The organism is Hymenobacter sp. H14-R3, assembly GCF_030063445.1.
Lineage (GTDB): Bacteria > Bacteroidota > Bacteroidia > Cytophagales > Hymenobacteraceae > Hymenobacter.
The window spans coordinates 77,321-102,130 of record NZ_JASITD010000008.1; the positions used below are offsets into that span (position 1 = coordinate 77,321).

20 protein-coding genes are annotated in these 24,810 nt (G+C 61.9%); 7 read left to right on the plus strand and 13 right to left on the minus strand.

Annotated features, from left to right (window positions below; translation table 11 throughout):
• Nucleotides 1–34: 34 nt before the first annotated feature.
• The 8 genes from acs to QMK33_RS09555 all read right to left on the minus strand — a co-directional run bounded on the left by acs (nt 35) and on the right by QMK33_RS09555 (nt 11,273).
• Complete coding sequence (acs, locus tag QMK33_RS09520) at nt 35–1,948, minus strand: acetate--CoA ligase (RefSeq protein WP_283564346.1); 1,914 nt, start codon at nt 1,946–1,948, stop codon at nt 35–37.
• A 136-nt stretch (nt 1,949–2,084) separates the two neighbouring features.
• Nucleotides 2,085–2,462, minus strand: coding sequence for a response regulator transcription factor (locus QMK33_RS09525; protein WP_283564347.1), 378 nt, complete (start codon nt 2,460–2,462; stop codon nt 2,085–2,087).
• Nucleotides 2,459–5,320: a sensor histidine kinase gene (locus tag QMK33_RS09530; protein ID WP_283564348.1), complete on the minus strand. Its 2,862-nt coding sequence runs from the start codon at nt 5,318–5,320 to the stop codon at nt 2,459–2,461. The genes QMK33_RS09525 and QMK33_RS09530 overlap by 4 nt, the downstream gene beginning before the upstream one ends.
• A 160-nt stretch (nt 5,321–5,480) precedes the next feature.
• Nucleotides 5,481–5,702 (minus strand): hypothetical protein, encoded by a 222-nt coding sequence (locus QMK33_RS09535; protein WP_283564349.1) that lies wholly within the window; start codon nt 5,700–5,702, stop codon nt 5,481–5,483.
• An 87-nt stretch (nt 5,703–5,789) separates the two neighbouring features.
• Nucleotides 5,790–7,265 (minus strand): MFS transporter, encoded by a 1,476-nt coding sequence (locus QMK33_RS09540; protein WP_283564350.1) that lies wholly within the window; start codon nt 7,263–7,265, stop codon nt 5,790–5,792.
• A gap of 252 nt (nt 7,266–7,517) precedes the next feature.
• On the minus strand, nt 7,518–9,062 hold the full coding sequence (locus QMK33_RS09545; RefSeq protein ID WP_283564351.1) for a hypothetical protein: 1,545 nt from the start codon (nt 9,060–9,062) through the stop codon (nt 7,518–7,520).
• Nucleotides 9,063–9,535: 473 nt separating this feature from the next.
• Nucleotides 9,536–10,795: an MFS transporter gene (locus QMK33_RS09550; RefSeq protein WP_283564352.1), complete on the minus strand. Its 1,260-nt coding sequence runs from the start codon at nt 10,793–10,795 to the stop codon at nt 9,536–9,538.
• Between the two features lie 55 nt (nt 10,796–10,850).
• On the minus strand, nt 10,851–11,273 hold the full coding sequence (locus QMK33_RS09555; RefSeq protein WP_283564353.1) for an IS1/IS1595 family N-terminal zinc-binding domain-containing protein: 423 nt from the start codon (nt 11,271–11,273) through the stop codon (nt 10,851–10,853).
• 118 nt (nt 11,274–11,391) lie between these two features.
• On the opposite strand from QMK33_RS09555, the gene QMK33_RS09560 reads away from it, so the two are divergent.
• Both QMK33_RS09560 and QMK33_RS09565 read left to right on the plus strand, forming a co-directional pair.
• On the plus strand, nt 11,392–11,961 hold the full coding sequence (locus QMK33_RS09560) for a hypothetical protein (RefSeq protein WP_283564354.1): 570 nt from the start codon (nt 11,392–11,394) through the stop codon (nt 11,959–11,961).
• A 38-nt stretch (nt 11,962–11,999) separates the two neighbouring features.
• Entirely contained in the window at nt 12,000–12,914 is a 915-nt protein-coding gene (locus QMK33_RS09565; RefSeq protein ID WP_283564355.1) for a flavin reductase family protein, read from the plus strand.
• A gap of 95 nt (nt 12,915–13,009) precedes the next feature.
• Here the strand turns inward: QMK33_RS09565 and QMK33_RS09570 are convergent, their stop codons facing one another.
• The 5 genes from QMK33_RS09570 to lpxK form a co-directional block, all read right to left on the minus strand.
• Nucleotides 13,010–14,236 carry an alanine dehydrogenase gene (locus tag QMK33_RS09570; RefSeq protein ID WP_283564356.1) on the minus strand — a complete coding sequence of 409 codons (1,227 nt, stop codon included), beginning with the start codon at nt 14,234–14,236 and terminating at the stop codon, nt 13,010–13,012.
• Between the two features lie 105 nt (nt 14,237–14,341).
• Nucleotides 14,342–14,773 (minus strand): tRNA (adenosine(37)-N6)-threonylcarbamoyltransferase complex ATPase subunit type 1 TsaE, encoded by a 432-nt coding sequence (gene tsaE, locus QMK33_RS09575; RefSeq protein ID WP_283564357.1) that lies wholly within the window; start codon nt 14,771–14,773, stop codon nt 14,342–14,344.
• Nucleotides 14,774–14,931: 158 nt separating this feature from the next.
• A complete protein-coding gene (locus QMK33_RS09580) occupies nt 14,932–15,528 on the minus strand; it encodes a MiaE family protein (RefSeq protein WP_283564358.1) in 597 nt (198 codons plus the stop codon).
• A gap of 219 nt (nt 15,529–15,747) precedes the next feature.
• A complete protein-coding gene (locus QMK33_RS09585; protein ID WP_283564359.1) occupies nt 15,748–17,799 on the minus strand; it encodes a putative porin in 2,052 nt (683 codons plus the stop codon).
• Nucleotides 17,800–17,855: 56 nt separating this feature from the next.
• The gene (gene lpxK, locus QMK33_RS09590; protein WP_283564360.1) at nt 17,856–18,959 is read right to left on the minus strand and encodes a tetraacyldisaccharide 4'-kinase; all 1,104 of its coding nucleotides are present in this window, start codon (nt 18,957–18,959) and stop codon (nt 17,856–17,858) included.
• A 36-nt stretch (nt 18,960–18,995) separates the two neighbouring features.
• On the opposite strand from lpxK, the gene QMK33_RS09595 reads away from it, so the two are divergent.
• The 5 genes from QMK33_RS09595 (at nt 18,996) to QMK33_RS09615 (ending at nt 24,645) form a co-directional block, all read left to right on the plus strand.
• On the plus strand, nt 18,996–19,682 hold the full coding sequence (locus tag QMK33_RS09595) for a uracil-DNA glycosylase family protein (protein WP_283564361.1): 687 nt from the start codon (nt 18,996–18,998) through the stop codon (nt 19,680–19,682).
• A 175-nt stretch (nt 19,683–19,857) separates the two neighbouring features.
• Nucleotides 19,858–20,979 (plus strand): Nif3-like dinuclear metal center hexameric protein, encoded by a 1,122-nt coding sequence (locus QMK33_RS09600; RefSeq protein ID WP_283564362.1) that lies wholly within the window; start codon nt 19,858–19,860, stop codon nt 20,977–20,979.
• Nucleotides 20,969–21,742 carry a zinc ribbon domain-containing protein gene (locus QMK33_RS09605; RefSeq protein WP_283564363.1) on the plus strand — a complete coding sequence of 258 codons (774 nt, stop codon included), beginning with the start codon at nt 20,969–20,971 and terminating at the stop codon, nt 21,740–21,742. Before QMK33_RS09600 ends, QMK33_RS09605 begins: the two co-directional genes overlap by 11 nt.
• Nucleotides 21,743–21,812: 70 nt before the next feature.
• Nucleotides 21,813–23,348, plus strand: coding sequence for a tetratricopeptide repeat protein (locus QMK33_RS09610; RefSeq protein ID WP_283564364.1), 1,536 nt, complete (start codon nt 21,813–21,815; stop codon nt 23,346–23,348).
• Nucleotides 23,349–23,358: 10 nt separating this feature from the next.
• Complete coding sequence (locus QMK33_RS09615; protein ID WP_283564365.1) at nt 23,359–24,645, plus strand: anthranilate synthase component I family protein; 1,287 nt, start codon at nt 23,359–23,361, stop codon at nt 24,643–24,645.
• Nucleotides 24,646–24,810 lie beyond the last annotated feature (165 nt).

The following is a 24,810-nucleotide window of genomic DNA, read 5'->3' on the forward strand; positions in this document are numbered from 1 at the left end:
TTTATCCAAATATAACATAATTTAAATTGCTGACTTACTTCCGCCCCACCAAAATCTCGTCCACGATGAGCGGGTCGAGCAGGGTAGTTACGTCGCCGAGGTTGGTGGTTTCGCCCTCGGCTACTTTACGCAGAATACGGCGCATGATTTTGCCCGAGCGGGTTTTAGGTAAGCCGCTCACCAGCTGTATTTTATCGGGCTTGGCAATGCGGCCAATGGCGGCTACCACGGCTTCAATGATGCTGGCTTCGGCCACTTGCACTTCGAGGTCGGTGGTGGGCACGCCGGCGCGGCAGATGACGTAGGCGTAGATGCCCTGGCCTTTTACATCGTGGGGGTAGCCCACCACGGCGCTTTCCACCACGTAGTCGCTCTGGTTGATGGCGTTTTCGATTTCGGCGGTGCCGAAGCGGTGGCCACTCACGTTAATCACGTCATCGACGCGGCCAATAATGCGGTAGAGGCCGTTTTCGTCGCGCCGGGCGCCGTCGCCGGTGAAATAGTAGCCGGGATAGGGCTGAAAATACGTTTGTTGGGCGCGCTCGTGGTCGCCCCAGGTAGTGCGGATTACCCCGGGCCAGCTGGCCTTAATGGCCAAGTAGCCCTCCTGGTTGTTGCCCTCAATCTCGGTGCCGTCCTGATTGAGCAGCACGGGCTGCACACCGGGCAGCGGCAGGCCGGCGCGGGCGGGCACGCTGGGCGTGATGCCGGCCATGGCCGAAAGCATGATGCCGCCGGTTTCGGTTTGCCACCAGGTGTCTACCAGGGGGCAGCGGCCCTTGCCCACGTGCTGGTGGTACCAGTGCCAGGCCTCCTCGTTGATGGGCTCACCCACCGAGCCCAGCACGCGCAGGCTGCTGAGCGAGTAGCTCAGCACGTTATCCAGCGGCGTGGCCATGAGCGAACGGATAGCCGTGGGCGCGGTATAAAAAACCGTAACGTGATGCTTATCAATTACTTCCCAAAATCGGCCAGCCGATGGGAACGTGGGCACGCCCTCAAACAGCAGCGTGGTGCCGCCGGCCAGCAGCGGGCCATAGAGGCCGTAGGTGTGGCCCGTAACCCAGCCAATGTCGGCGGTGCACCAGAACACATCGTTTTCCTCTATCTGAAACACGTTGCGGAATGTGTAATCGGCCCACACCATGTAGCCGGCCTGGCTGTGCACCACGCCCTTGGGCTTGCCGGTGCTGCCGCTGGTGTAGAGGATGAAAAGGGGGTCTTCGGCGGCCATGGGCTCGGCGGGGCAGTCCTTTTCCACGTCCTTCACTTCGTCGTGGTACCACACGTCGCGGCCATCCTGCATATCGACGGGCCAGCCAGTATGCTCCACCACAAGCACGCGCTGCACGCTGGGGCAGTTGACCAGGGCTTCGTCCACCACGCTTTTGACCGGAATCTGCTTGGCCCCGCGGTTGAGGCCGTCGGAGGTAAGCACGCAGGTAGCCTGGGCGTCGTTGACGCGGTCGGCGATGGCGATGGCCGAAAAACCGGCAAATATGACCCCGTGCACGGCCCCGATGCGGGCGCAGGCCAGCACCGCAATGGCCAGCAGCGGTATCATGGGCAGGTAGAGCACCACGCGGTCGCCCTTCTGCACCCCGTTCTTTTTCAGCACGTTGGCAAACTGGCACACCTGCACGTGCAGCTCGCGGTAGGTGAGGCGCAGGTGGCGGGTTTTGGGGTCGTTGGGCTCAAAGATGATGGCCAGCTTGTTGGCCCGCTGCTCCAGGTGGCGGTCGAGGCAATTCTCGGTGACGTTGAGCGTGGCCCCGGCGTACCAGGTGCTGGTGCCGGCCGGCGAAAACTCGCCGCCGCGCACGGTATCCCACTTCTTGCGCCAGGTGAAGGGCTCGGCCACGGCGGCCCAAAAAGCATCGGGGTCATCCACAGAATGCTGGTAATCAGCCTGGTATTCTTCGAGATTACGGGTGCGAATGGCGGACATACGGTAAATGAGAAAGTGAGTGAATTATTAGTTGTGAATGAGTGAGTTGTGAGTGAGTGAATTATTAGTTGTAAGAGGTGAAGTGAATTAATAGCGATTCTTTATTTTGCTTACAATTCACTCATTCACAACTCATTCATTCACCATTTCCCAAAAGCTCGCGCACTTTTTGCATAAGCTGGCGGGTGCTGAAGGGCTTGGGCACGTAGAGGTCGGCACCGGCTTCGTAGCCTTTTTGCACGTCGGCGGGTTGGCTTTTGGCCGAGAGGAAGATGACTTTGGTGGCGGCGCGGGCTGGGTTCAGGCGCAGCTGGCGGCACACCTGGTAGCCATCCACGTCGGGCATCATCACGTCGAGCAGCACCAGGTCGTAGGGCGTTTCGGCCAGGGCGGCCAGGGCCTCGGTGCCGTTGCGGGCAATGCCGACCTGGTAGCCGTTCTTGCGCATTAAGAACTCCAAAGACATGACGATATTAGGCTCATCATCAACCAGTAAGATAGCCGGCGCACTCATAGCGAAAAGGAAGAAATAAAGGGAGCTGCCGCCCGCGCGGGCACCGTTAGCGGCAGCTCGATAAAGAAACGAGCGCCCTGCTCGGGGGCGCTTTCGACCCAGATGCGGCCCTGGTGCAGCTCCACTATTTTTTTGGTAATGGCCAGGCCCAGGCCCGAGCCTTCGGGCTTGCGCATGTGCTGGTTGCGGGCCTGAAAAAACTTGTCGAATATCTGGTGCTGCTCGGCCAGGGCAATGCCCTTGCCATTGTCTTCCACGCACAGCAGCAGGGCGTCGGCGGCGGGCCAGGCCAGCACCGCAATGCGGCCGGGGCGGCCGGGCAGCGTGGCCTTTATGGCGTTGGAGAGCAGGTTGATGAGCACCTGCATGAGGCGGTCGCGGTCGGCGGGCAGCAGTGGCAGGTTGGGCGGCACCTCCACGCGCAGCTCGGTGCCGCGCTCGCGGGCCAGCTGGGCCACGGCCTCGGCGGCTTCGTGCACCACGTCGGCCAGCACCAGGGGCGTGCGGTCGAGGCTGGCCTGCCCACTTTCAAACTGCTCTAAATCAAGCACTAACGAAATAAGACGCGTAAGGCGCTCGGCCTCGCGGCCAATGGTGAGCTGAAAGCGCTCGCGCTCCTCCACCTCCAGCTCGGGGTTATCGGCCAAAATCTCGGCCAAGGCCCGGATGCTGGTGAGCGGCGTGCGCAGCTCGTGCGTTACGGTGTAGAGAAACTCATCCTTCTGCTGGTCAAGAGCTTGCAGCTGCTGGTAGGCTTGGCGCAGCTCGTCGGTGAGGCGTTGCAGCTGGCGGCTCTGCTTTTGCAGCTGGCGGTTGGCTTCCAGCAGCTGCTGGCTCTCCTTGAGAATACCCACCACGTTGTCGTAGCTGATTTTTTCGGCCCCCGCCACCGACGCCAGCAGCAGCCGCGCACTGGCCGGGCCGAGGCTGCCGGCCAGCAGCTTTTCGGCGTAGGTGAGCAGGCGCGGGTCGGCGGTGGGCAGGGAGTGAAGGGGTGAAGGAGTGAGTTGGTGAATTGGGGAGGGAGTGAAGGAGTGAAGGGGTGAATTTTCGGGGTCCTTGCTACTTACTGACTGGTGGTTGCCAGCGGGCAAGGCGTCGGGGAAGCGTTCGGCGAAGGCGCGTAGGGCCTGGTTGGTGCGCTTTTTTCCCAGGAAGCCGAGCAGCAGGGCGCGCACGTCGGGCAGGGGGGTGCGGCCCTGCCAGCCGGCAATTTCCTCGGCCAAGCTGCGGCGACGAAACACATCCACGAATACATCGGCCTGGCGCAGCTCCAGGGCGGTGGGTGGCATGGCCAGCGACAGCCCCAGATAGAGGCCGATGTTGAAAAACCAGCTCCAAAACAAGCCGTGCGAGAGGTAGTCGAGCCCGTCGAGGCCCAGCAGCGCGCCCGGCCGCAGCCAGGCCAAGCCCCCTACCCCGTGGGTCAGAATAGTTTCGGGCAGGCGGCCCGGCCCCACTAGCGTAGGCAGCACCAGCGTAAAAAACCAGATGCCGAACCCCGCCAGCAGGCCCAGCGTGGCCCCGCGCCGGGTGCCGCCCTTCCAGTAGAGGCCGCCCAGCACGGCGGGCAGAAACTGCGCCACCGCCGCAAACGACACCAGGCCGGTGTTCACCAGCGGCAGCTGCCGGCCCACCCCCGCGTAGTAGCCGTAAGCCAGGGCCAGCACCAGCAGCACGGCCAGCCGGCGGCTGGTGAGGGCCACCCGGCCCAGGTAGGCAAACCAGCGCCGCTGGGCCTCGGGCCGGGCGGTGGGCAGGCGCACCAGCACGGGCATGAGCAGGTGGTTGCTCATCATCACGCTTAGGGCAATGGTTTCGACAATAATCATGCTGCTGGCCGCCGAGAGCCCGCCCAGGTAGGTGAGCAGCGCCAGCCACGAGTGCCCGGTGGCCAGCGGCAACGCCAGCACGAAGGTGTCGGCGTCGAGGCCCCGGCCGCCCAGCTTTAGCAGGCCGCCGAAGGCAATGGGCAACACAAACACGTTGATAATGAGCAGGTAGAGTGGAAATAGCCACATGGCCTTGCGCAGGTGGTTCTCATCCACGTTCTCGACCACCGCCACCTGAAACTGGCGCGGCAGCAGCAGCACCGCCGACATGCTGAGCACCAGCAGCGTGAGCCACTCGGCCCCGCTGGTGCCCGCCCCCCGAAAGGTGAACAGCTGCCGCAGCGCCGGCACCGCCGCCGCCTGGTTGAACAAGTCGGCGAAACCCCCAAACAGCCCGAACGTGACGAAGCCACCCAGCAGCAAAAACGCCAGCAGCTTCACCAGGCTCTCCAGGGCCACGGCCAGCACCACGCCCTCGTGGCGCTCGGTAGCCTCCACCGAGCGCACCCCAAACAGGATGGTGAACACCGCCAATATGCCAGCCGTAAACAGCGCCGGCCCCGTAGGGCCGCTGCCCTGGCTGCCGCCCGTCAGAATCACAAACGACGTTGCTATCGCCTTGATTTGCAACGAAATATAGGGCACCACACCCAGCACGCACACGCCCGTAACCAGCGCGCCCAGCGAAGCACTTTTGCCGTAGCGGGCCGAAATAAAATCGGCAATGGAGGTGAGCCGCTGCTGCCGGCACACCCTGATTATCTTGCGCAGCACCAGCCACCACGCCGGGGCCAGCAGCCCCGGCCCCAGGTAAATACCCACGAAACTCAGCCCCTGGTGCGCTGCCCGCCCCACCGACCCATAATACGCCCAGGCCGTGCAGTACACAGCCATGCTCAGGGCATACACATAGGGGTTGGCCACCAGGCTCTTGCGCGCCGCCGACCGCCGCTCGGCGGCCGTCGCAACGCCGAAAAGCAGGGCCAGGTAGCCAAACGAGAACGTGATGACGAGCAGCTTATTCAATTGTGAGTGAGTGAATGAATGAATTACTAAGAAGTTAATTATTTATCAATGAGTTAGTTATGAATAAACGAATCAATTGCGAACGAATAAGAGCAGCTACGTGACATTGAGCGCGAAAGCAAAGAATCACTCGTTCGCAACTGATTCATTCGCAACTGATTCATTCACTCCTTGATGACCTTGCCAGCCAGGCCGTTATCGCTATCAGCAGCAGCCATGTTACGAGCACGTAGAGGTAGAGCACTGGCACGCCGGCCACGCGGCCGTCGTGGTCAAACGCGGCCAGCAGCGGGTAATTGAGCAGCACCGCGAAGAGCACCGCCACGAAGAGTAGGCGCGGGCCCCGCTGCTGGCTGTTGGGGGGGGAAGGGTTTGGCTTCATGGAGCGGCAATGAGCGCTGGGGGCGCTAACATAAAAACCCGCCCGGCGGGCTGCCTGACGGGTTTTTAGCTGGCGTTCAAGTAGTTATTAGCTATCCATCAGCTTCACGTTGCGGTTGTCTTTCACCAACGCCATGCCCACGAAGAAGCAGATGAGGGCGATGACCACCGGGTAAACTAGGCCCAGCAGACTGCTGTGCTCTTTGGCGAAGGACCCCGCCGGCTCGGCCGCCGCCCACACGCCAATGGAGGTGGCAATGAGCGGCACGAAGCCGCCAAACACCCCATTACCAATATGATACGGCACCGAAAGCGACGTATAGCGCACGCTGGTCGGGAACAGCTCGACGAGGTAGGCGGCAATGGGGCCGTACACCATCGTCACGAACAGCACCAGCAGGAAGGTGAGCAGCGTCATCATGGGCACGTTGGGGGCCAGGGCCTTCATCACGGCGGGCACGGCCTTGCCGGCGGCATCCACGGTGGCGGGCGTGATTTCGCTGAGCGGCCCGGCGTAGGCCTTGATGCCGTAGAAGAGCGGAATGGTGAAGAGCGCCCCGCAAATCATACCCGTCATAATGATGCGCTTGCGCCCGATGCGGTCGGAAAGCGAGCCAAAGTAGATGAACAGCGGCGTGGCCAGCACCATGGCGATGACCAGAATGGTGCTCGAATCCACAATATCCAGCTTGAGCGTACTATTCATGAAGGAATACGCCTGAAACTGCGAGGTGTAGAAGATAACCCCCTGGCCCATCGTCACGCCAAACAAAGCGATGAGCACCAGGCGGCGGTTCACGGGGTTCACAAACGAGTCGCGCAGCGGGCTTTTGCTGGTGGTGCCGCTGGCCTTGGCCTTGGCAAACAGCGGCGACTCGTGCAGCTTCTTGCGGATGTAGTACGAGGCAATAACCAGCAGGCCCGAGAGCAGGAACGGCAAGCGCCAGCCCCACTCCTTGAAGGCGACTTCGCCCATCGTTTTGCGGGTTATCACAATCACCAGAATACTGAGGATGAGGCCGCCCGTGGCCGTAATCTGGATAAAGCTGGTGTAGTAGCCGCGCTTGGCATCGGGGGCATACTCGGCCACGTAGGTGGCCGCGCCGCCGTACTCGCCGCCCAGCGCCAGGCCCTGCAACAAGCGCAGAATCACGACGATAATGGGGGCGGCGACGCCGATGGTATCGTAGCTCGGCACGAGGCCCGTCAGGAACGTGGCCCCGCCCATGATGAGCAGCGTAACCAGAAACGTGTACTTGCGCCCCACCATGTCGCCGATGCGGCCGAAGAACACGGCCCCGAACGGCCGCACCACGAAGCCCGCCCCAAAGATGGCCAGCGCCCCCAGCAACGACTTGGTAAGGTCGCCGGACTGCCCAAACAGCACCGGCCCGATAATGGCCGCCAGCGAGCCAAAAATGTAGAAGTCGTACCACTCGATGACCGTGCCCACCGAGGAGGCCGTGATGACCTGCCAGATGGTTTTGGAATCGACCTGGTTGTTGTCGTGCTCGGCCGGCGCATCCAGGTCGGCCGCGTAGGCGGAGGTGGGGGTTGGATTCATAAGGGATGGGTGGGAAATAGAATTTAGTTCGCTCAATGAGTGGTGTTCTGTAACTAACTGCTGTTACGCAGTCGGGTCGTTCTGCCGGGCGCCTCACCCCCTAGCCCCCTCTCCGAAAAAGAGAGAAAGAACTAGCTTCTAATCTTAACTATCTAAAAATCAGTAGTGGTTCCCCCTCTCCTTTTCGGAGAGGGGGCTAGGGGATGAGGCGCCCGGCAGAACGGCTCAGCTGCGTAATAGCAGTGACAATCCTTACAAGAACACCTGCGTTTGCAGCGTCACTTCGGGGCGGTATTTCACGTCGTTGATGCTGGTGAAATCGGGGCGGGCGCGGTAGTTGAGCGTCACCTTGGCGTTGTGGCCGTCGATGAGCACGTTGGCTCCGAGGTCGTACACGTTCACCCCCTTGATGTTGCCATCGGAGGTGCGCAGGCCCTCGTAGTTGCTGTGCAGGTAGGCCACGTAGGGCTGGAGGCGCACCTTTTTGCCCAGCGTGTTCTTCGGCATAAGGAAGCCCAGCTGCCCATACACCGACCCGCCGGTGCCCGACTGCGGCACGGCGTTGCCGCGGGTGGCCACGCCGCCGTAGCCGGGGTTTTCGGCCCCCACAAAGCGCACGTAGTTTGGCCCGAAGTTGTAGTTATAGTACACGCCGTAGAAGGTGAGGGCCGTGCGCGAGGCCGTGTCGAGCGGCGCATCGTAGAACACATCGGCCCCGAAGAGCTTGATATCGTGCTTATCGGTGGGCACGGCGGCGTAGAGGTCGGAGCCCGGCGTGAGGCTGGCCAAGTTCACCGCGCTATTGGTAGCGCGCGAGTACATACCGTTCTGATTGTACATAAAGCCCGCCCCAATGCTCAATACCCGCTTGGTACCCAAGTAAGTACCTTGCGTGTAGGGCAGCAGGTTGGCCTCGGGCTCCAGGAAGTTGTAGGTGAAGTAGCCCTGGTACACGTGCCCGTCGTTTTGGGGGTTGTACTGCGCGGCGTTGGTACCGCGGTTGGTGGTTACGCCGCCCACAGTCGAGTTCACGCCCAAGCCCAGCGGGTTGCCGGTTTGCACGCCGCCCACCACGTAGTTGGGGTTGGTGGGCAGGTTGGTGAGAAAGGGGTCGCTCATCGACAAGCGGTAGTCGAACTTACCAACCCGGCCCTTGGCATACACCCCAATCCAGCGCGCAAACTGGTCGATGGCGTCGATGGTGGGGAAGTTGGTGAGCGGCAAATCCATCGTCAGGATGCTCGTAGTGCTGGCGTTGGTGAGGCGCGAAATGCCGTTGTAGTAGTGCAGGCCCGCCCCCAGGTTGAGGTATTTGTTGACCTTGTACTCCGTCACGGCTTCGTGAATGAAGAACTGCGGCTTCTTGCCATCAACTCCCGGCGATACGCCGCCGCTCACCGCGTTCTGGTTATTGATGCCCAGGTGCGTGTACACCAGAAACCGGGGGCTGAGCTGAGCCATTATCACCATGCGCGAGCGGCGCAGGCCAAAGTCGAGCTGGCTCGATTTGGGGTTGTTGGGACCGCGTAGCGTGTTGGTGTTGTTCTCGTTGTAGCGGGCGTATACCTGCGTCCAGAGCAGGAAGCGCAGGTACTTGGAGCCGTCGGGCGAGAGGTTGACCTTCATGCCCGGCCCGTAGGCGGCCGATTTGGCGGGGGCTACCGGGGTAGGCGGCGCGGCCGGCGCAGCCGGCGGCGGCGACGTGCCCGTGGCGGGCGGGGCTACCTGCCCAAACGCCGACCCCGCGCCGGCCAGCAACAACCCACTGAGGGCCAACGTGTAGCGATTAGTTCGCATAAAGAAGAAAGGAATGGTGGGAAGAGGTGGCGAGTAGTGCGCGGCAAAGAGCACCTCGCCGCAGTTTGGTTCGGCTAAGTAGCATTGCCGGGCGGGTAGTTGGTGTGGGGGCGTGGTCGTTTTGCTAACTTTTTATAGCTTTCGGGCCTGCGAGCTATTTATAGTGTTTAAAACTGATAATCAGCTAGCTAACCACAAAAAAGTGGAAGTACGGGCCAAAGTTTTTCAACCACTAGCTGGCCCCTTGCTACAGCAGATACTATTCACTACAAAGCCAACTCAATGATTTTAGTCGTTTTGTGCTCCGCCAGCCTCGTTTCAAAAACACGGCCAGCCCAACGATAGTAAATGAGCAAACCTATATCAGTTTAGCGATAAATCCTTTTTCCTAACCTACTCATCCCCAGTTAGGCGCATAAAAAGGGGCAGCCCCCAACGGAGGTTGCCCCTGGGCAAGCGGGCGGCGGGCCGGGCTACTCCACGTAGTCGAGGTCCTTGGCGTAGGTTTCGGGCAGGGTGCTGGCGCTGAAAAAGGCCAGGCCCAGCAGCACCGCCCCAATGAGGGCGGCGGCCCCCACCATGCCCAGCGCCGGCTGCGCCTTGAGGGCCTGGTAGGTGGGCGCGATGAGCACCGTGGCTCCGCGCGCAAAATTGGGGGCCGTGGTGGCCACCGTGGAGCGCAGGTTGGTGCCAAACTGCTCGGCCGCCACCGTCACAAACAGCGCCCAGAAACCCCCGGCGAAGCCCACCAAAAAGCACACCGTATAAAACGCCGTGGGCGTGGCCCCGTGCAGCCCAAACAGGTACACGCCCACCATGAGGGCCGTGGCGGCAATAAAAATTTGCAGCGTGCGGTTGCGGCTCTTGATGAGCTGGCTCACGCTACCGCTGGTAATGTCGCCGAGCGTGAGGCCGAAGTAGCACCAAAAAATGCTCAGCCCGCCCGTTACCGGCCCTTGCAGGCCAAACTGCTGGCCAAACTCGGGCGCCAGCGTAATCAGAATGCCCACCAGGTACCAGAACGGCGCGCCCACCAGCAGGCAGCGCAGGTACTTATAAAACCGGGGGCCGTTGGTGAATAGGCTCAGGAAGTTGCCGCGGGCCACGTCGGCGCGCTTGGTTTGCTCAAACATGCCCGACTCGAACACGCTGGCCCGCAGCGCCAGCAGCCCCAGGCCCAGCCCGCCACCGATAAAATAGGCATTGCGCCAGCCAAACTGCTGCCCCACCAGGTAGGCCACCATGGCCCCGCTCACGCCCACCGAGGCCACAATCATGGTGCCGTAGCCGCGCTTTTCCTTGGGCAGGCTCTCGGCCACCAGCGTGATGCCCGCGCCCAGCTCGCCGGCCAGGCCCACGCCCGCAATCAGGCGCAGCCAGGCATACTGCGGCACCGTTTGCACGAAGCCGTTGGCAATATTGGCCAGCGAATAGAGCAGAATGGAGCCAAACAGCACCGACAGCCGCCCGCGCTTATCGCCCAGTACGCCCCACAAAATGCCGCCCAGCAGCATGCCCCACATCTGCATACTCAGCAGGTACAGGCCCTGGTCGGTTACGGCGGCGGGGTCGGTTATCCCTAAGCCATTCAGGCTTTTAACCCGAATAATGCTGAACAGCACCAGGTCGTAGATATCGACAAAATAACCCAGCGACGCCACGATGACGACGGCGCTGAGCAGGCCCGCCGTGGGCCGGCCAGCCGGCGTGGGCAAGGAATCAGGAGCGTGCATACAAGCGAAGTAAAAGGTAAAAAACAAGCGCAAACCGGGCTATAGCTGGGCCGTCCTACCCGGCCCGGAACCGCTCCCAGCGTATCATCATGTACTTATCGCCCAACTCGGTTACCACCAGGCCGGCGCTTTTGAGGTTTTCCGGCTTCTGAAAGAACTCAGCTAACTCCTTTTGGTTGAGTATCTTATACGTAGGGTGGTAATCGGTTTGGCGCGGGGCCTTCACGCCGTATTTCTTCACCCAGTTCATCACCGATACGTGGCTCACGCCCAGCAACCGCTCAATTTCGCGGTAGCTCACGCCCTCAATGTAGAGCTGCAAGGCCTTCACCACGTAGTACGGGTTTACCTCGCGGCCCACCTTGGCCACCGTGTAGTGGTAGCCGCACGCCTTGCAGCGAAAGCGCTGACGCTCATTGATTACGCCGCTCTTGGTGGCTTCCTTCGAGTCGCATTTGGGGCAGGCAGGAGCAGACATGGCACGGGTGGGAATGGGCGGTGAGGGCGAGGCAGCGGGTAACGGGCAAATGTATAGCGGTTTAGCAAGAAACAGTCTCCTTGCCATCTTTGACCCAGGCAATTACCTACTTTTGACCGTGAGCAAGAAACGCGTTCGTGGCCTACGCCGCCACTGGCGGCGGCACCAGCAGCGGGCCACCGTACCAACAGCCCCCGATTTAGCCTATCTGGCGGAGTATAACTACGACTACGACCAGCTTGGCCTGGCTCCCTGGACGGTACATGGCCGGCCGCCGCTGGCTTTTCGCCGCCTGTGGGCCACCCGGCTACTCACCGATTTGCAGCAGTGGCGGGAGCAGCTTGTGCCACTTTATCCTGACTTATATCTCGCCATTTGGTTGTATGATATTCGCTTTGGACTGTCGCAGGTAGTGACGGCGATTGAGGAGCGCAGACTATACTATGCGCATTGCTTCAAAGAAGCCCAACCCATTCCCTTACCCATTGAATATCAAGACTTACCCGGCGTAGCTGACTTAACCTGGACCGCCCACGCGGAAGTAGATGTATTCACGCCGGATGAGTTTGCCGAGTTGGGCAAATGGGATTCGCGCCGGAACCACTGGCGAGCCAAGTTTACCGATGGCAACGACTGCTTGGTGGTGCAGGTGGGCTGGGTGTGGGTCGGCCGGGTGCCCACCACCTAGGCCCCGGCCGTAGCTTTGGCCCACCAAAACCCTGCCCCATGCCCACCCCTACCCCCCGCGCCATCTCCCCTGCCGACCTTTCACCCGCCGATTTTTACCAGTACCTCATCGGCGCGGTGGCCCCGCGGCCCATCGCGTTTGCCAGCACCATCTCGGCTGCGGGCAAGGTGAACCTAAGCCCGTACAGCTTCTTCACCATCGTGAGCATGGACCCGCCCATGCTGGCGTTTTCGCCCACCAGCCGGGGCCGCGACAACTCCGAAAAAGATACCCTGCGCAACGTGCGCGAGGTACCCGAAGTCGTCATCAACATCTGCGATTACGCGCTGGTAGAGCAGCTTTCGCTGGCCAGCGCCGAGTACCCGGCCGGCGTCAATGAGTTCACCAAGGCCGGCCTTACCGAGGCTAAGTCAAACCAGGTGCGGCCGTCGCGGGTGGCCGAGTGCCCGGCCGCCTTCGAGTGCGTGGTCGAGCAGATTATCGCCCTCGGCGATGGCCCGGGCCACGGCAACCTGGTGCTGTGCCGCGTGGTGCAGGCCCACTTTCGAGAGGCTGTTTTGCTGGAAGGCAAGCCCGGCATCGACCCGCTCAAGTTCGAGGCCGTATCGCGCCTGGGTGGCGACTGGTACAGCCGCCTGCGCCCCGAGAACCTCTTCACCGTGGGCCGCCCCAACCGCCAGTTGGGCATCGGCTTCGACGAGCTGCCCGCCCACATCCGCGAAAGCAGCATCCTCACCGGCAACGACCTGGCCAAGCTCGCCAACGTGGAGCGCGCCGCCCTGCCCACCCCCGCCCAAATTAAAGAAGCCAAAGCCGAACCCATGGTGGCCTACCTGCTCAATAAGCACCGCGACGATGCCACCGAGCAGCAGCAGCAACTCACGCTGTTGGCCCGCCAGTGGCTGGCCGAAGGCCGCGTGGCCGAGGCGTGGCGCGTGCTGCTGGTAGAATAGTTTTCGCACTGAGTTAAAGAGAGGAAAGGGGAGTTTCACGGAGGTATTTCTTCCGTAAAACTCCCCTTTCCTCTCTTTAACTCAGTGCGAAAAACCTAGTTGCGCACCGCAATGAGCAGGCCCAGCTCCTTGTAGCGCATGTTGAATTTCTTGGCAATGGCCGCATTCGTGAGCGAGCCTTTGTAGATGTACACGCCGCTACGGAAGTGCTCATTCGTAAACAGCGCTTCGTTGATACCGCCCTGCTGGCTAATGTCTTGCAGAATGGGCGTGAAGATGTTGCTGAGGGCATTGGTGGCCGTGCGGGGCACCCGCGAGGCGATGTTGGGCACGCAGTAGTGCACTACGTCGTACTTGCGAAACACGGGCTTGCTGTGGCTGGTCAGCTCGCTGGTTTCGAAGCAGCCGCCCTGGTCAATGCTGATGTCGATGATGATGGAGCCGGCCGCCATGCTGGCCACCATCTGCTCGGGCACCATAAACGGGATGCGCCCCTCCTCTACGGCCAGCGCGCCAATAACCACGTCGGCCCGCCGAATCTGCTGGCTCAGGGCAAACGTATCGAGGGTGCTGGTGTAAAGCTGCGCGCCCAGGTTGTGTTTGAGGCGGCGCAGCTTATAGAGGTGATTATCAAATACTTTCACCTCGGCACCCAGGCCCAGCGCGGCGCGGGCGGCGTACTCAGCCACCGTGCCCGCCCCCAAAATGACGACCTGCGACGGCGGCACGCCCGTAATACCACCCAGAATAATGCCCTTGCCTTCGTTGGAGCGGGCCAGGTACTCGGCCGCCACCAGCATCACGGTGGAGCCCGCAATTTCGCTCATGGCGCGCACCACCGGGCGGGCCCCGCTGGGGTCCTTTATCAGCTCGAAGCCAATGGCATTCACCTTCTTGCGAGCAAGGGCGTTGAGAAACTCGGGCGTCATGGTGCCCATTTGCAGGGCCGAGATGAGCGTTTGGCCGGGGCGCATCAGCTCAATTTCGTCCAGCGTGGGCGGGGCCACTTTCAGGATGATATCGGCTTTGTACACCTCCTCCGTGGAGTAGGCGATGGTGGCGCCGGCCTCCGAATAGTCGTGGTCGGAGTACTTGCTGGGCTCGCCGGCCCCACTTTCCAGCATCACTTCGTGGCCCTCGTTTACGAGGTGCAGCACGGCCTCGGGCGTGAGGCCCAGCCGGTTTTCCTGAAGCGACGTTTCCTTGGGCAGGCCGATGAAAAGTTTGCGCTTGCGCGTTTCCACGGCCAGCATCGACTCCTGGGTGAAGTAGGCGCGGCTCGTGGCCAGCGCACCAAAGCCGGAGGGTAGCTGTTCAGCCATAATTTTTTCAATTATCAGTTATTAATAAACAACTATCAGCTGGTGAGCGCATTACAGAATAATACTCCCCCACTGACTACTTGCTCACTAACCATCTGATACTTGTTAATTGATAATTGATAATTGAATTTCTCTTGATTCTGAGCCGGTTACGGTCAGCTCCACCAGCAGTCGCTGCGAGGGTAGCAGGCCGGCCACGCGGCCCGGCCACTCGACTAAGCAAAGATACCCCGAATCGAAGTACTCAGCTACCCCCATGCGGGCCGCTTCGTCTTCCGAATCGATGCGGTAAAAATCGAAGTGGTAAATGGGCTGCCCCCGGCCGTCGCGGTACTCATTGACCAGGGCGAACGTGGGGCTGCTCACGTCGTCCTCCACCCCCAATTCGGCGCACAGGGCCCGAATAAACGTGGTTTTGCCGGCCCCCATCTCGCCCTCAAAAGCCACCACCGTTTGGCCCGACTCGGCAAGGGCCGTGGCGAGCTGCTGCGCCACGGTGGGCAGGGCCGCCAGGCCAGGTATTTCAAAGATTGTCATGTCGTAGGGGCGCGTCGCACGCGCCCGGCTTCGGGAGTTCCCCGGTTACGTAAGTTATCGTTTTACTGAAGGGCGCGGGCGATGCCGGCGGCCGTTTGGCGGTGGGCGTGGGCGATGCGGGCGGCCGTTCAACGACGGGCGCGTGCGACGCGCCCCTACTAGTGCATGCGGTCGTTGCGCACGGGCAGGTTCACCACAATTTCGCCTTCCAGCAGCAGCAGCTCCTGCAGGCGGGCGTCGACCTCGGCGTGGTTGCAGTATTCCTTGGCCAGGTCCACGTAGCTCACGAAGTGGCCGGCCTCGCTGGCCATCAGCTCGTAGTAAAACTGGCTGAGCTCGGGGTCGCGGTCCTGCAAATGCAGCCACAGCAGCTTGAAGCGCTCGCAGGAGCGCGCCTCTATCAGCGACGACACCAAGAGCTGGTCCATGAGCTGGCGCTCGCGGGGGCCGCCCTTGCGCACGTGCGCCATAAGCTGCACCACGTACTCGTCGCGCCGCGGGCGGCCCAGGGCCAACCCTCGCTTGCGCAGCTCTTTTACCACGCGGTCGAAGTGCTCCCATTCCTCGGCCACCAGGGCGGTGAGCTCATCTACCAGGCGGTCTTTTTCGGGGTAGTGCACGATGAGCGAGATGCCGGTACTGGCGGCTTTTTGCTCACAGTAAGCATGGTCTACCAGGATTTCTTCGAGGTTCTTGCTGGCCAGGTCCGCCCAGCGCGGGTCGGAATTAAGCTTGAGTTTCAATATAGTTTTCACCGCAGATTCAAACAGATTTAACGGATTTCGCAGATACGCCGCTAAAGCGGCTGATTGCGCTTGTGGGTACTGGTTGGCCCTGTTTTTTAGAGCAACCTACTTCTACTAGTTAGGTTATGGTAATCATATAATTAACCCTTCTTACGGGCATTGGGTTAATCTAGCGTAGTCAGGCGCTTTAGCGGCGTATCTGCGAAATCCGTTAAATCTGCGGTGCTACTAGCTGAAGAAGCGCCAGCGCACGCCAAACTGGAAGCGGCGGGCGTAGCCGGTGTAGTAGGGCGTGGTGAAGTAGCCGTCGCGGCCCAGGCCCTGGTTGAGGTAGGCCACTTTCAGGAAGATGGAGGCCGAGCTGATATCGGCCGCCACGAAGGCGTTGGCCACTGCATAGTTGCCGATGGTAAAGCCGTCCTGCACGTAAAACTGCTGGGTGCTGGGGGCGTAGTCGTAGGCCCGGAACTTCGACTGGTAGTAGAGCTCAGCCCCCACCTGCGCAAACAGCGCGCGGCCAAAAACCCGCCGCTGGTAATACACCCGCGACTCGGTTACGAGCGCCGGAATGCGCAGGCCCGCGTCGTTGCCGCCCTGCGTATAGGTGCCCTGGTTGTCAAAATATACGCTGCCCACCCGGAAGCGGTGGCGGGCAAAGCCAATGAGCAGCAGCTTGGTAGTAGCGCCAGAAAGCTGTTCCGGCACGCCTTGCTGGTTGTAGAACACGAGCCCCGCAATGCGCGTGCCCGCGCCGCTTAGCTCAATGGAGTGGTCGGCGAGCAGCGGCAGGCGCTGCTTGAGGCGCACGGTAAGCTGCTGGGTAGTAGTATTGCCGAAGCTACTCTTCCACTCCTTCTGGTTGCGGTCAGCGAGGTTGCTCCAAGCGTAGTTGTTGCCGTTGAATACGCGCTGCGTGAGCGTGGGCGAATACGAGTTCAGCAGCAGTTCGGCCGAAAGCGGGCCGGTGCGAATGCGGCCGCGCAGCCAGTATTCGGCGCTCACGCCCAGCACTTTCACCGTGCCATTGTCATAAGGCAAATACTCGCCGGCCACCTCCACGGCGTAGATGCTGCGGTAATTAAACGAGGCCGTGCCGCCCACAAAGAGCTGCCCAAAGTAATGCGCTTCCACCGTCGTATCGGCCGGGGCGCTGCCCACCGACACCAGCCGCAGCCCCGCGCCCGAGAGCCCGAGCGGCGTGGTAAGCTGCGAAAACCAGGCGTTGCGGTAGCGCGCATACACATTGTACTCGATGCGGGCGGTGCGCCCCAGCAGGCCGAAGGTATTCTCGATTTGCCGGTACAGCGCGCGGTCGTCGGTGGCCACGGTATTGCGCAGCGTACCCGTGTTGGGGAAGGAGCTGGCGCGGGGGTAGAACAGTAGCAGGCCCGTGTTGGCTTCGCGAGGTAACGCATTGTCAGTGTAGCCGTTATACTGCCGCCGAACATCGAGCACGTGGTAAGCCGTGAAGCCCTTTTGCAGCAGCCGGTAGGTCTGCAACAGGTGAAACTGGTCGCGGTCGTCGATGTTGACGCCCGGCGAGAGGTACACCCGCTCGCGGTCGTATTTGAAAAAGCTATTATCCCCTTTTAACTCACTTAGACTCTCGGTGCTGGTGGGCCAGATGCCGCCCAGCTCGCGGGTGCGCTGCCGGCTGGCGGTGTAGTTGGCCAGCAGGTGGTAGCGGCCATCGTCATTCTGATAGCGGCCATACACCGTAAAGTTGTTGTGCTCCGTCTGCCACTGGGTGGTGTTCACGGCCAGCACCTGGTTGCCGGCAATGCGCTCATAATCAATACCAATGCTGAAATTTTTCTTCAGCGAGCGCGAATAGCTGATTTCAAACACCTGCTCGCCCGAAGAGCCCTGTATGTAGCGAAAAAACGAGTACGGCGAGCGGCTGTCGTAGTATGGCACCTCGCTGCCCTCGCGGGTGTTGCGGTCGAAGGCATTGCGCCCGAAACGCGTACCCAGCTGGTAATTAGGCTGATAAAGCAGCGGGCGCGAGGCCGAGGCCATAATGCCCAGGTCTTGCTGAAACGTGGTGTCGTGGGCCCAAAACCGCGCCTGCGGCCAGTGCGTGAGCGCCGTGTCGATGGGCGTGCCGCTCACCGAGTCGCGCAGTATCTCGGCCTCGTAAATAACGCGGGTAGTTTTGGGGCCGTAAAGCACCTTGGTCGAGTCATCGACAATCTGCGCGTGGCTGGCCAGGGTGCCGCCCAGCAGCAGCGTCAGCAGGAAAAGAAGCCGGCGGGCCGCCGCGTGTGTAGGAGAAACCATGCAGGATAAAAACGCTCATTTTGAAAAGGGGGCGCCCTTTTCATCCCTTAAAGGTACTAGCGCCCGGCCGGGCCGGTAGCGGCCGCCACCGCCGCGGCCAGCCGCGCCGCCCCACTCCCCAGCAACGCCACGCGCACCGGAATGGTATAGCTATGTCGGGCCAAGCCGGCCTGCCCGGCCCACAGCGCCGGGTCGGCCAGGCGGGTAGCATCCTTTTCAGTCGTAAAAATAGGCCAGCCCGGCTGCCAGTGCGCCGCCAGCGCCGCCAGGTCGGCGGGCCGAAAGGCGTGGTGGTCGGGCAGCGCCGCGTGGTGCCGGATGCGGTAGCCCAGGCCCTCCAGGTACTCGCGCAGCGGGCCAGGCTGCGCAATGCCCGTGAGCAGCAGCGCCGGCCCTGGCCCGGGCCGCAGCATCGGCTTACTTTCTAACCTATTATCAGTCAATAAGTTATTTATTTTCAAGTTTTCTGCCTCCCCATACGCATAGGCCGAAAACAGCACCGGCACCCCGGCCCGGGCGTAGCGCCGCACCTGCGCGGCGGCGGCGGCCTGCGCCGCGGCCGATAGGTCGGGCGGGCACTTAGTCACGATAATCACGTCGGCGCGGGCGGCCCCGGCGCGGGCTTCGCGCAGGCGGCCGGCGGGCAGCACAAAGTCGTGGTAAAACGGCCGGGCCAGCTCGGTGAGCAGGATGTTGAGCGCGGGGCGCACACGCCGGTGCTGGTAGGCATCGTCGAGGACCACGCACGTGAGGGCGGGGTGCTGCCGACGCAGTAAATCGAGGCCCAGCTGGCGGTTTTCGGCCACGGCCACCGGCACGCCCAGCGGGCCAAACTGCCCAAAATACTGCCACGACTCGTCGCCCACGGTGGCCGCCGAGTCGGTACGCGTGGCTAGGCGCGGGCCGGTAGTTTGGCGGCCGTAGCCGCGGCTCAGGATGGCCGGGCGTTGGCCCTGGCGCAACAGCTCTTCCACGAGCCAGGCCACATGGGGCGTTTTGCCGGTGCCACCCACCCGCAGGTTGCCCACGTTGAGTAGGGGCACCCAGCCAGCGGCCGACTGCTTCCAGCCGCGGTCGTAGAGCCAGTTGCGCACCGCCAGCACGGCGGCGTAGAGCCACGAAAACGGGAGCAGCAGCCAGGCCGGCCAGGGAGGAAGCATCCGGCAAAGGTCGGCCGCGGCCCCCACCTTTGCGCCATGCCCCACTTTCCTACCCGCCTGCTTCAAGTACTTTCCACGTTTCCAGTGCCCACCGCGCCGCTGCCGGGCGCGGTCGAAGTGCGCAACGCGTTCCACGACCCAGCCGTGCGCACCATCCTCAGCGAATTTGCAAACCGCTATTATTCAGGTAGTAACCAGCGGGTGGGCATCTTCGGCATCAATCCCGGCCGCTTTGGCGGGGGCCGCACCGGCGTGGCCTTCACTGACCCGGTGGCGCTCACCAGCATCTGCGGCATCGCCCACAGCCTGCCCAAGCAGCGCCGCGAGCTGTCGAGCGAGTTCGTCTATGAATTTATTACGGCGCTGGGCGGCCCCGCCGAGTTTTACCAGCATTTTTTCCTCAGCTCGGTTTATCCGCTGGAACTCACGCACGCCGGCAAAAACTACAATTACTACGACGCGCCAGCCCTCACCAAATCCCTGTGGGCCGACATGCGCCTGTCGCTCACCGAGCAGGTAACGCAGCTCGACCTGCGCCGCGACGTAGCCGTGAGCCTGGGCCGCCGCAACGGCGAATTCCTGCGCAAGCTCAACGACGAGCTGGGCCTTTTCGACCACCTCGAAATCCTCGACCACCCGCGCTACCTCATGCAATACCGCCGCAAGGCGCTGGCTGAGAACGTAGCGAAGTACGTGGAGGTGCTGGGCGGGCTTATCAGTTAGTACTTAACAGTCAGCATTATCTGAACGTCATACTGAACGCAGGGAAGCATCTCGCTCGCATTGCTGAACGAGTAGGCTACCATGCTACGCGAGATGCTTCCCTACATTCATCATGACATACCACGCTGTTTTTCAACAACTTACCCCCTCCCAATTGATAATTGCTAACCGATAAATGATAACTGTAAAAGACCTGGCCCAGCTCATCGAAGCCGCCGCGCCCCTCGCCTACCAGGAAAGCTATGACAATGCCGGCCTGCAATGCGGCCTGCCCGAAGCCGCAATAACCGGCGTGCTCATCGCCCTCGACTGCACGCCCGCCGTGGTGGCCGAGGCCGCCCGGCGCGGCTGCAACGTGGTGCTGTGCCACCACCCGGTTATTTTCAAGCCCCTCAAGCGCCTCACGGGCAAGGGTTTGGTAGAGCAAACCATCATGGCGGCCCTCAAGGCCGACGTGGCCATCTACGCCGCCCACACCAACCTCGACAACGTGCGCCAGGGCGTGAACGCCAAGCTGGCCGAGAAGCTGGGCCTCGTGAACACGCGCATTCTGGCTCCCAAAACCGGCACCCTGGCCCGCCTCACCACCTACGTGCCTAACCGGCCCGAGGACCAGGCTAACCAGCTTACCGACAAGGTGTTGCAAGCCTTGTACGCCGCTGGCGCGGGCCAGGTGGGCGACTATAAGGAGTGCAGCTTCCGCCAAGATGGCCTGGGCACCTTCACGCCGGGCGCGGGCACCCGGCCCGCCATCGGCGCGGCTCACCAGCCCGAAACCGTGGCCGAAACCCGCCTTGACGTACTGCTGCCACTGCACCGGCAGGCCGCCGTGCTGGCGGCGCTGCGTCAGGCGCACCCTTACGAAGAAGTTGCCTATGAGCTGGTTACCCTCCAAAACCAGCACCAGGACGTGGGCGCGGGCATGGTGGGCGAGTTGCCCGAGGCCCTCAGTCCGGCCGCCTTTCGCCAACTGCTCAAAACGGCGCTGGGCGTGCCCGTGGTGCGCCACACGGCCTTCGAGCAGGATATTAAAAAGGTGGCGCTGTGCGGCGGCGCGGGCAGCTTCCTCACCGGCGCGGCCGTGGCCGCCGGGGCCGACGCCTACGTGACGGGCGACGTGAAGTACCACGAGTTTTTTGCGCCCGAGGGCCGGCTGCTACTCTGCGATGTGGGCCACTTTGAGAGCGAGCAATTTACGGGTGAGATTTTCCGAGATTTGCTGCTGGCGGCGTTCGGTCGTACTTTTGCGGTCTTATTCGCTGAAACCCCCACGAATCCCGTTCAGTATGACTGCTAATTCTGCCGCCGTGGCAAATCCGGCCGACGCGCCCATTTCCGCCAAGCTTGAGGCTTTGCTCAACCTGCAACGCATTGATTCACAACTAGATGAAATTCGCCGCGTGCGCGGTGACCTGCCAGAGGAAGTGCGCGACCTCGAAGATGAAATCGCTGGCTACGAAGCCCGCGTGAAGCGTTTTGACGAGGAAATCGGCGGCCTGCAAGACCAAATCAAGCAGCGCAAAGCCGCTACCAAAGAGGCCGAAGGCCTCATCAAGCGCTACGAAGAGCAGCAAACCAACGTGCGCAACAACCGCGAGTACGAGGCAATTGCCAAGGAAGTGGAGCTGCAACGCCTCGAAATTCAGATTTCGGACAAGAAAATCAAGGAGGCCCAGTACCTCATCGACCAGCGCAACACCGAAGCCAACGTAACGCGCCTGCGCCTCGACGAGCGTCGCAAAGACCTCGACACCAAGAAAAGCGAGCTCGACACCATCGTGGCCGAGAATGAAGCCGAGGAAAAGCAGCTCGTAACGGAGCGCGAGAGCGCCGTGCAGCCGGTGGAAGCCCGCCTGCTGACGGCCTACGACCGCATTCGGGGCAACATGCGCAACCGCCTGGCGGTAGTGCTGGTGCGCCGCGACGCCTGCGGTGGCTGCTTCAACACGGTGCCCCCGCAACGCCAGGCCGACATTATTTCGCACAAGAAAATCATCGTGTGCGAGCACTGCGGCCGTATTTTGGCCGATGTGGAAGGCCGCGCCGCGGTGAACGTTTAATCCCGTTAGTTTTGAATTTGAGAGAAAGGAACGGCTGCGGTCGTTCCTTTTTTTTATAGCTTTTTAGGTCGTGCTGGAAGTTACCGCAGAGGTGCGCAGAAGAATTCGCCGAGGTACGCTGAGCGCGGTAGTGGGGCTGCTGGCCACGGCAGCGGCACGCGGCGCTTCCCTGAGTGCACCTCAGCGGGAGCTTCCCGACGCCACGCCTGCCCTCTCCGCCGCCGCCAGCCGCGCCTACGCCGAGCTGCTGAAGCTCAAAGTGGGAACCTGCCGCCAGCTGCTGGCCGCCGAGCCCGCCCGCGCCCCCAGCACCCTGCTGGTGGCCGACTGTGCCGATTTTGTGGAACTGCTCATTAGCCAGGATGCCCGCCGCTACGAGCCCACCGTAGCCGCCCAGAGTGCGCGGCTGGCCGCCCTGGATGCCGCCCCGCCCGGCGCGCTGCGCGACTACACTCTGGTGGAAATCCGCCTGCACCAAGCGCTGGCGCAACTCGTATTTCACCACGAGGTGCGTGGGGCCTGGAACCTGCGCCAAACGGTCCTGCTGGCGCAAGCCGCCGCCCAGCGCTACCCAGCGTATTTACCTATTCGTAAAACGCTGGGGCTGTGTCAGTTCGGCATTGGCTCGCTGCCCGAGGGCTACCACTGGTTTTTGCGGCTACTGGGCCTGCGCGGCAGCGTGGAAGAAGGCCTGCGCAACCTGAGTTTGGCCGCCGCCCAGGCCCACGACTTTCAGCCCGAAAGCCGGATTCTGCTGGCCCTCATCCGGGAGGCGTATTATAAGAAGGGGGAGGAAAGCCTAGCCGTAGCCAGCCAGCTGGCCCGCGAGCAGCCCGACAACCTGCTCTTTAGCTACCTGGTTATCAGCCTGTATAAGCGCCAGCACCACGGCGACGAGGCCCTGGCCGCCTACCGCGCCCGGCCCACTGGCCCGGCCTACCTGCCCCTGGCCTACCTGCACCACCTGGTGGCCGACTTATTACTCTACCGCGGTGACTATGCTGGTTCTACCGCCGAAAACCAGCAGTTCCTACGCGATTTTCAGGGCGAATACTACCGCAAGGATGCCGCCTTTAAGCTCTACCTGGCCGCCTGGCTGGGCGGCGCGCCGGTCGCCACCACCGAGGCCTGCCGCCAGCAAATCAACTGGGCCGGCCCGCTCACCATCGAGGAGGATAAGTACGCCCAACGCTTTTACCACGACGCGCAGCCGCTTAATGCTACCCTCACCCGCGCCCGCCTGCTCACCGATGGCGGCTATTATGTACAGGCACTGAGCACGTTGCAGCAATTTCGGCTCACCACCGCCATGCCCGTGCGCGACCAGCTTGAAGCTCCCTACCGCCGCGCCCGCGTGTGGCAAGGCCTCGCCCGCCCCGACTCGGCCCGCGCCGACTACCTGCGCACGCTGCGGCGCGCGGCGGCGCTGGGCCAGCCGGCCTACTACTTTGCCCCGCAGGCTGCCTTGCAGCTGGGCTACCTAGCGCTAGCTGCTGGCCAGCGCCCGGCGGCCAAAGCCTATTTTGAGCAAGCCATGGCCTTTCCGGAGCACGAATACAAAAACAGCACCGACCAAAAAGCCAAGTTGGCCCTGCGCGGGTTGTAGCAGCACTTTTATGCTGACCATCCCGCTCGCCGACCTCCCCGCCAACTTCCGCGCCCGCGCCTTGCAGTGGGCCGCCGGCTTTGTGCACTGCGCCTATTTTGAGCCGAACGACTTGCAGCAGTCGGCCGCCGGCACCTTTTCGCGGCTACTGGCCGTGGCCTCGGCCGCGCTGGATGCGCCCGGCACGCTGGCCGCGCTGCCGGCCTACCTGAACGGCCCACCCCACCAGCCCCCGCGCTGCGGCTTCATCACGTATGATGTTAAGAATGAGATAGAAGTACTAAGCAGCGCCAACTTCTCGGGGCTGGCCTGGCCCGCTCTGCATTTCTTCCTGCCCGAAACGTGCCTATACTGGCAGCACGACGCGGTGGTAATTCAGGGGGCCGTAACCGACGTGCTGGCCGCCATCCTGGCAACCGAAGTACCCGCGCTGCCGCCGCCTGCCGTGCCGCCGCTGCGCGCTCGTATGCCCCGCGCTGACTATTTGCAAGCCGTGGCCGATGTGCGCGAGGACATTCTCAACGGCGAGGTGTATGAACTGAACCTCTGCCAGGAGTTTTACGCCGAAGGTGTCGCGCTGGACCCCGTAGCCACGTTTTGGCGGCTCAATGAGGCCTCGCCCGCACCTTATGCGGGTTTCTTGCGCTACCACGACCACTATTTGCTGTGCGCCTCGCCCGAGCTGTTCTTGGAGCATTACGAGCCAGTTATCATGTCGCAGCCTATTAAAGGCACCCGGCGGCGCGGCGCTACGCCGGCCGAGGACGAAGCCCAGCGCCTGGCCCTGCTGTACGACGAAAAGGAGCGCGCCGAAAACCTGATGATAGTGGACCTCGTGCGCAACGACCTGGCCCGCATTGCGTTACCCGGCACGGTAGCAGTACCTGAGCTATTCGGCACCTACGGCTTTAAGCACGTCTGGCAATTAATTTCGACTGTAGAAGCCGAACTGCGGCCCAATGTAAACCTGGCCGATATCCTGCGCGCCACCTTCCCAATGGGCTCCATGACGGGCGCGCCCAAAATCAGGGCTATGCAACTTATTGAGCAGTACGAGGTTAGCCGGCGCGGCCTTTACAGCGGCAGCTTTGGCTTCGTGTGGCCCGAGCCGGGCGGTGAGTTCGAGTTTAACGTCGTGATTCGCAGCCTCCAATATCGCGCCGATACCGGCTACCTCAGCCTGCAAGTCGGCTCGGCCATCACCTATGACTCGGTGCCCGAGCAGGAGTACGCCGAGTGCCTGCTCAAAGCCCAAGGCATGCTGGAGGCGCTTGCTACAGTTATCAAGGAGCAGTAAACAATTATAGAAACGTCCGTCATTGCGAGCAGCGCGAAGCAATCGCACTACAACGTCGTCGTGCAGGTGCGATTGCCACGCTCCACTTCGTTACGCTCGCAATGACGGACGTTTTTGCGTAATATTCAAATTACTTATTGAAAACTGCCATTCTGTCATTTTCCG

Excerpts from the sequence above, each read along its gene's own strand:
- acs (WP_283564346.1), bottom strand. The coding sequence starts at position 1,948 with ATGTCCGCCATTCGCACCCGTAATCTCGAAGAATACCAGGCTGATTAC.
- QMK33_RS09525 (WP_283564347.1), bottom strand. The coding sequence starts at position 2,462 with ATGAGTGCGCCGGCTATCTTACTGGTTGATGATGAGCCTAATATCGTC.
- QMK33_RS09535 (WP_283564349.1), bottom strand. The coding sequence starts at position 5,702 with ATGAAGCCAAACCCTTCCCCCCCCAACAGCCAGCAGCGGGGCCCGCGC.
- QMK33_RS09540 (WP_283564350.1), bottom strand. The coding sequence starts at position 7,265 with ATGAATCCAACCCCCACCTCCGCCTACGCGGCCGACCTGGATGCGCCG.
- QMK33_RS09545 (WP_283564351.1), bottom strand. The coding sequence starts at position 9,062 with ATGCGAACTAATCGCTACACGTTGGCCCTCAGTGGGTTGTTGCTGGCC.
- QMK33_RS09550 (WP_283564352.1), bottom strand. The coding sequence starts at position 10,795 with ATGCACGCTCCTGATTCCTTGCCCACGCCGGCTGGCCGGCCCACGGCG.
- QMK33_RS09555 (WP_283564353.1), bottom strand. The coding sequence starts at position 11,273 with ATGTCTGCTCCTGCCTGCCCCAAATGCGACTCGAAGGAAGCCACCAAG.
- QMK33_RS09565 (WP_283564355.1), top strand. The coding sequence starts at position 12,000 with ATGCCCACCCCTACCCCCCGCGCCATCTCCCCTGCCGACCTTTCACCC.
- QMK33_RS09570 (WP_283564356.1), bottom strand. The coding sequence starts at position 14,236 with ATGGCTGAACAGCTACCCTCCGGCTTTGGTGCGCTGGCCACGAGCCGC.
- tsaE (WP_283564357.1), bottom strand. The coding sequence starts at position 14,773 with ATGACAATCTTTGAAATACCTGGCCTGGCGGCCCTGCCCACCGTGGCG.
- QMK33_RS09585 (WP_283564359.1), bottom strand. The coding sequence starts at position 17,799 with ATGGTTTCTCCTACACACGCGGCGGCCCGCCGGCTTCTTTTCCTGCTG.
- lpxK (WP_283564360.1), bottom strand. The coding sequence starts at position 18,959 with ATGCTTCCTCCCTGGCCGGCCTGGCTGCTGCTCCCGTTTTCGTGGCTC.
- QMK33_RS09595 (WP_283564361.1), top strand. The coding sequence starts at position 18,996 with ATGCCCCACTTTCCTACCCGCCTGCTTCAAGTACTTTCCACGTTTCCA.
- QMK33_RS09600 (WP_283564362.1), top strand. The coding sequence starts at position 19,858 with ATGATAACTGTAAAAGACCTGGCCCAGCTCATCGAAGCCGCCGCGCCC.
- QMK33_RS09605 (WP_283564363.1), top strand. The coding sequence starts at position 20,969 with ATGACTGCTAATTCTGCCGCCGTGGCAAATCCGGCCGACGCGCCCATT.
- QMK33_RS09615 (WP_283564365.1), top strand. The coding sequence starts at position 23,359 with ATGCTGACCATCCCGCTCGCCGACCTCCCCGCCAACTTCCGCGCCCGC.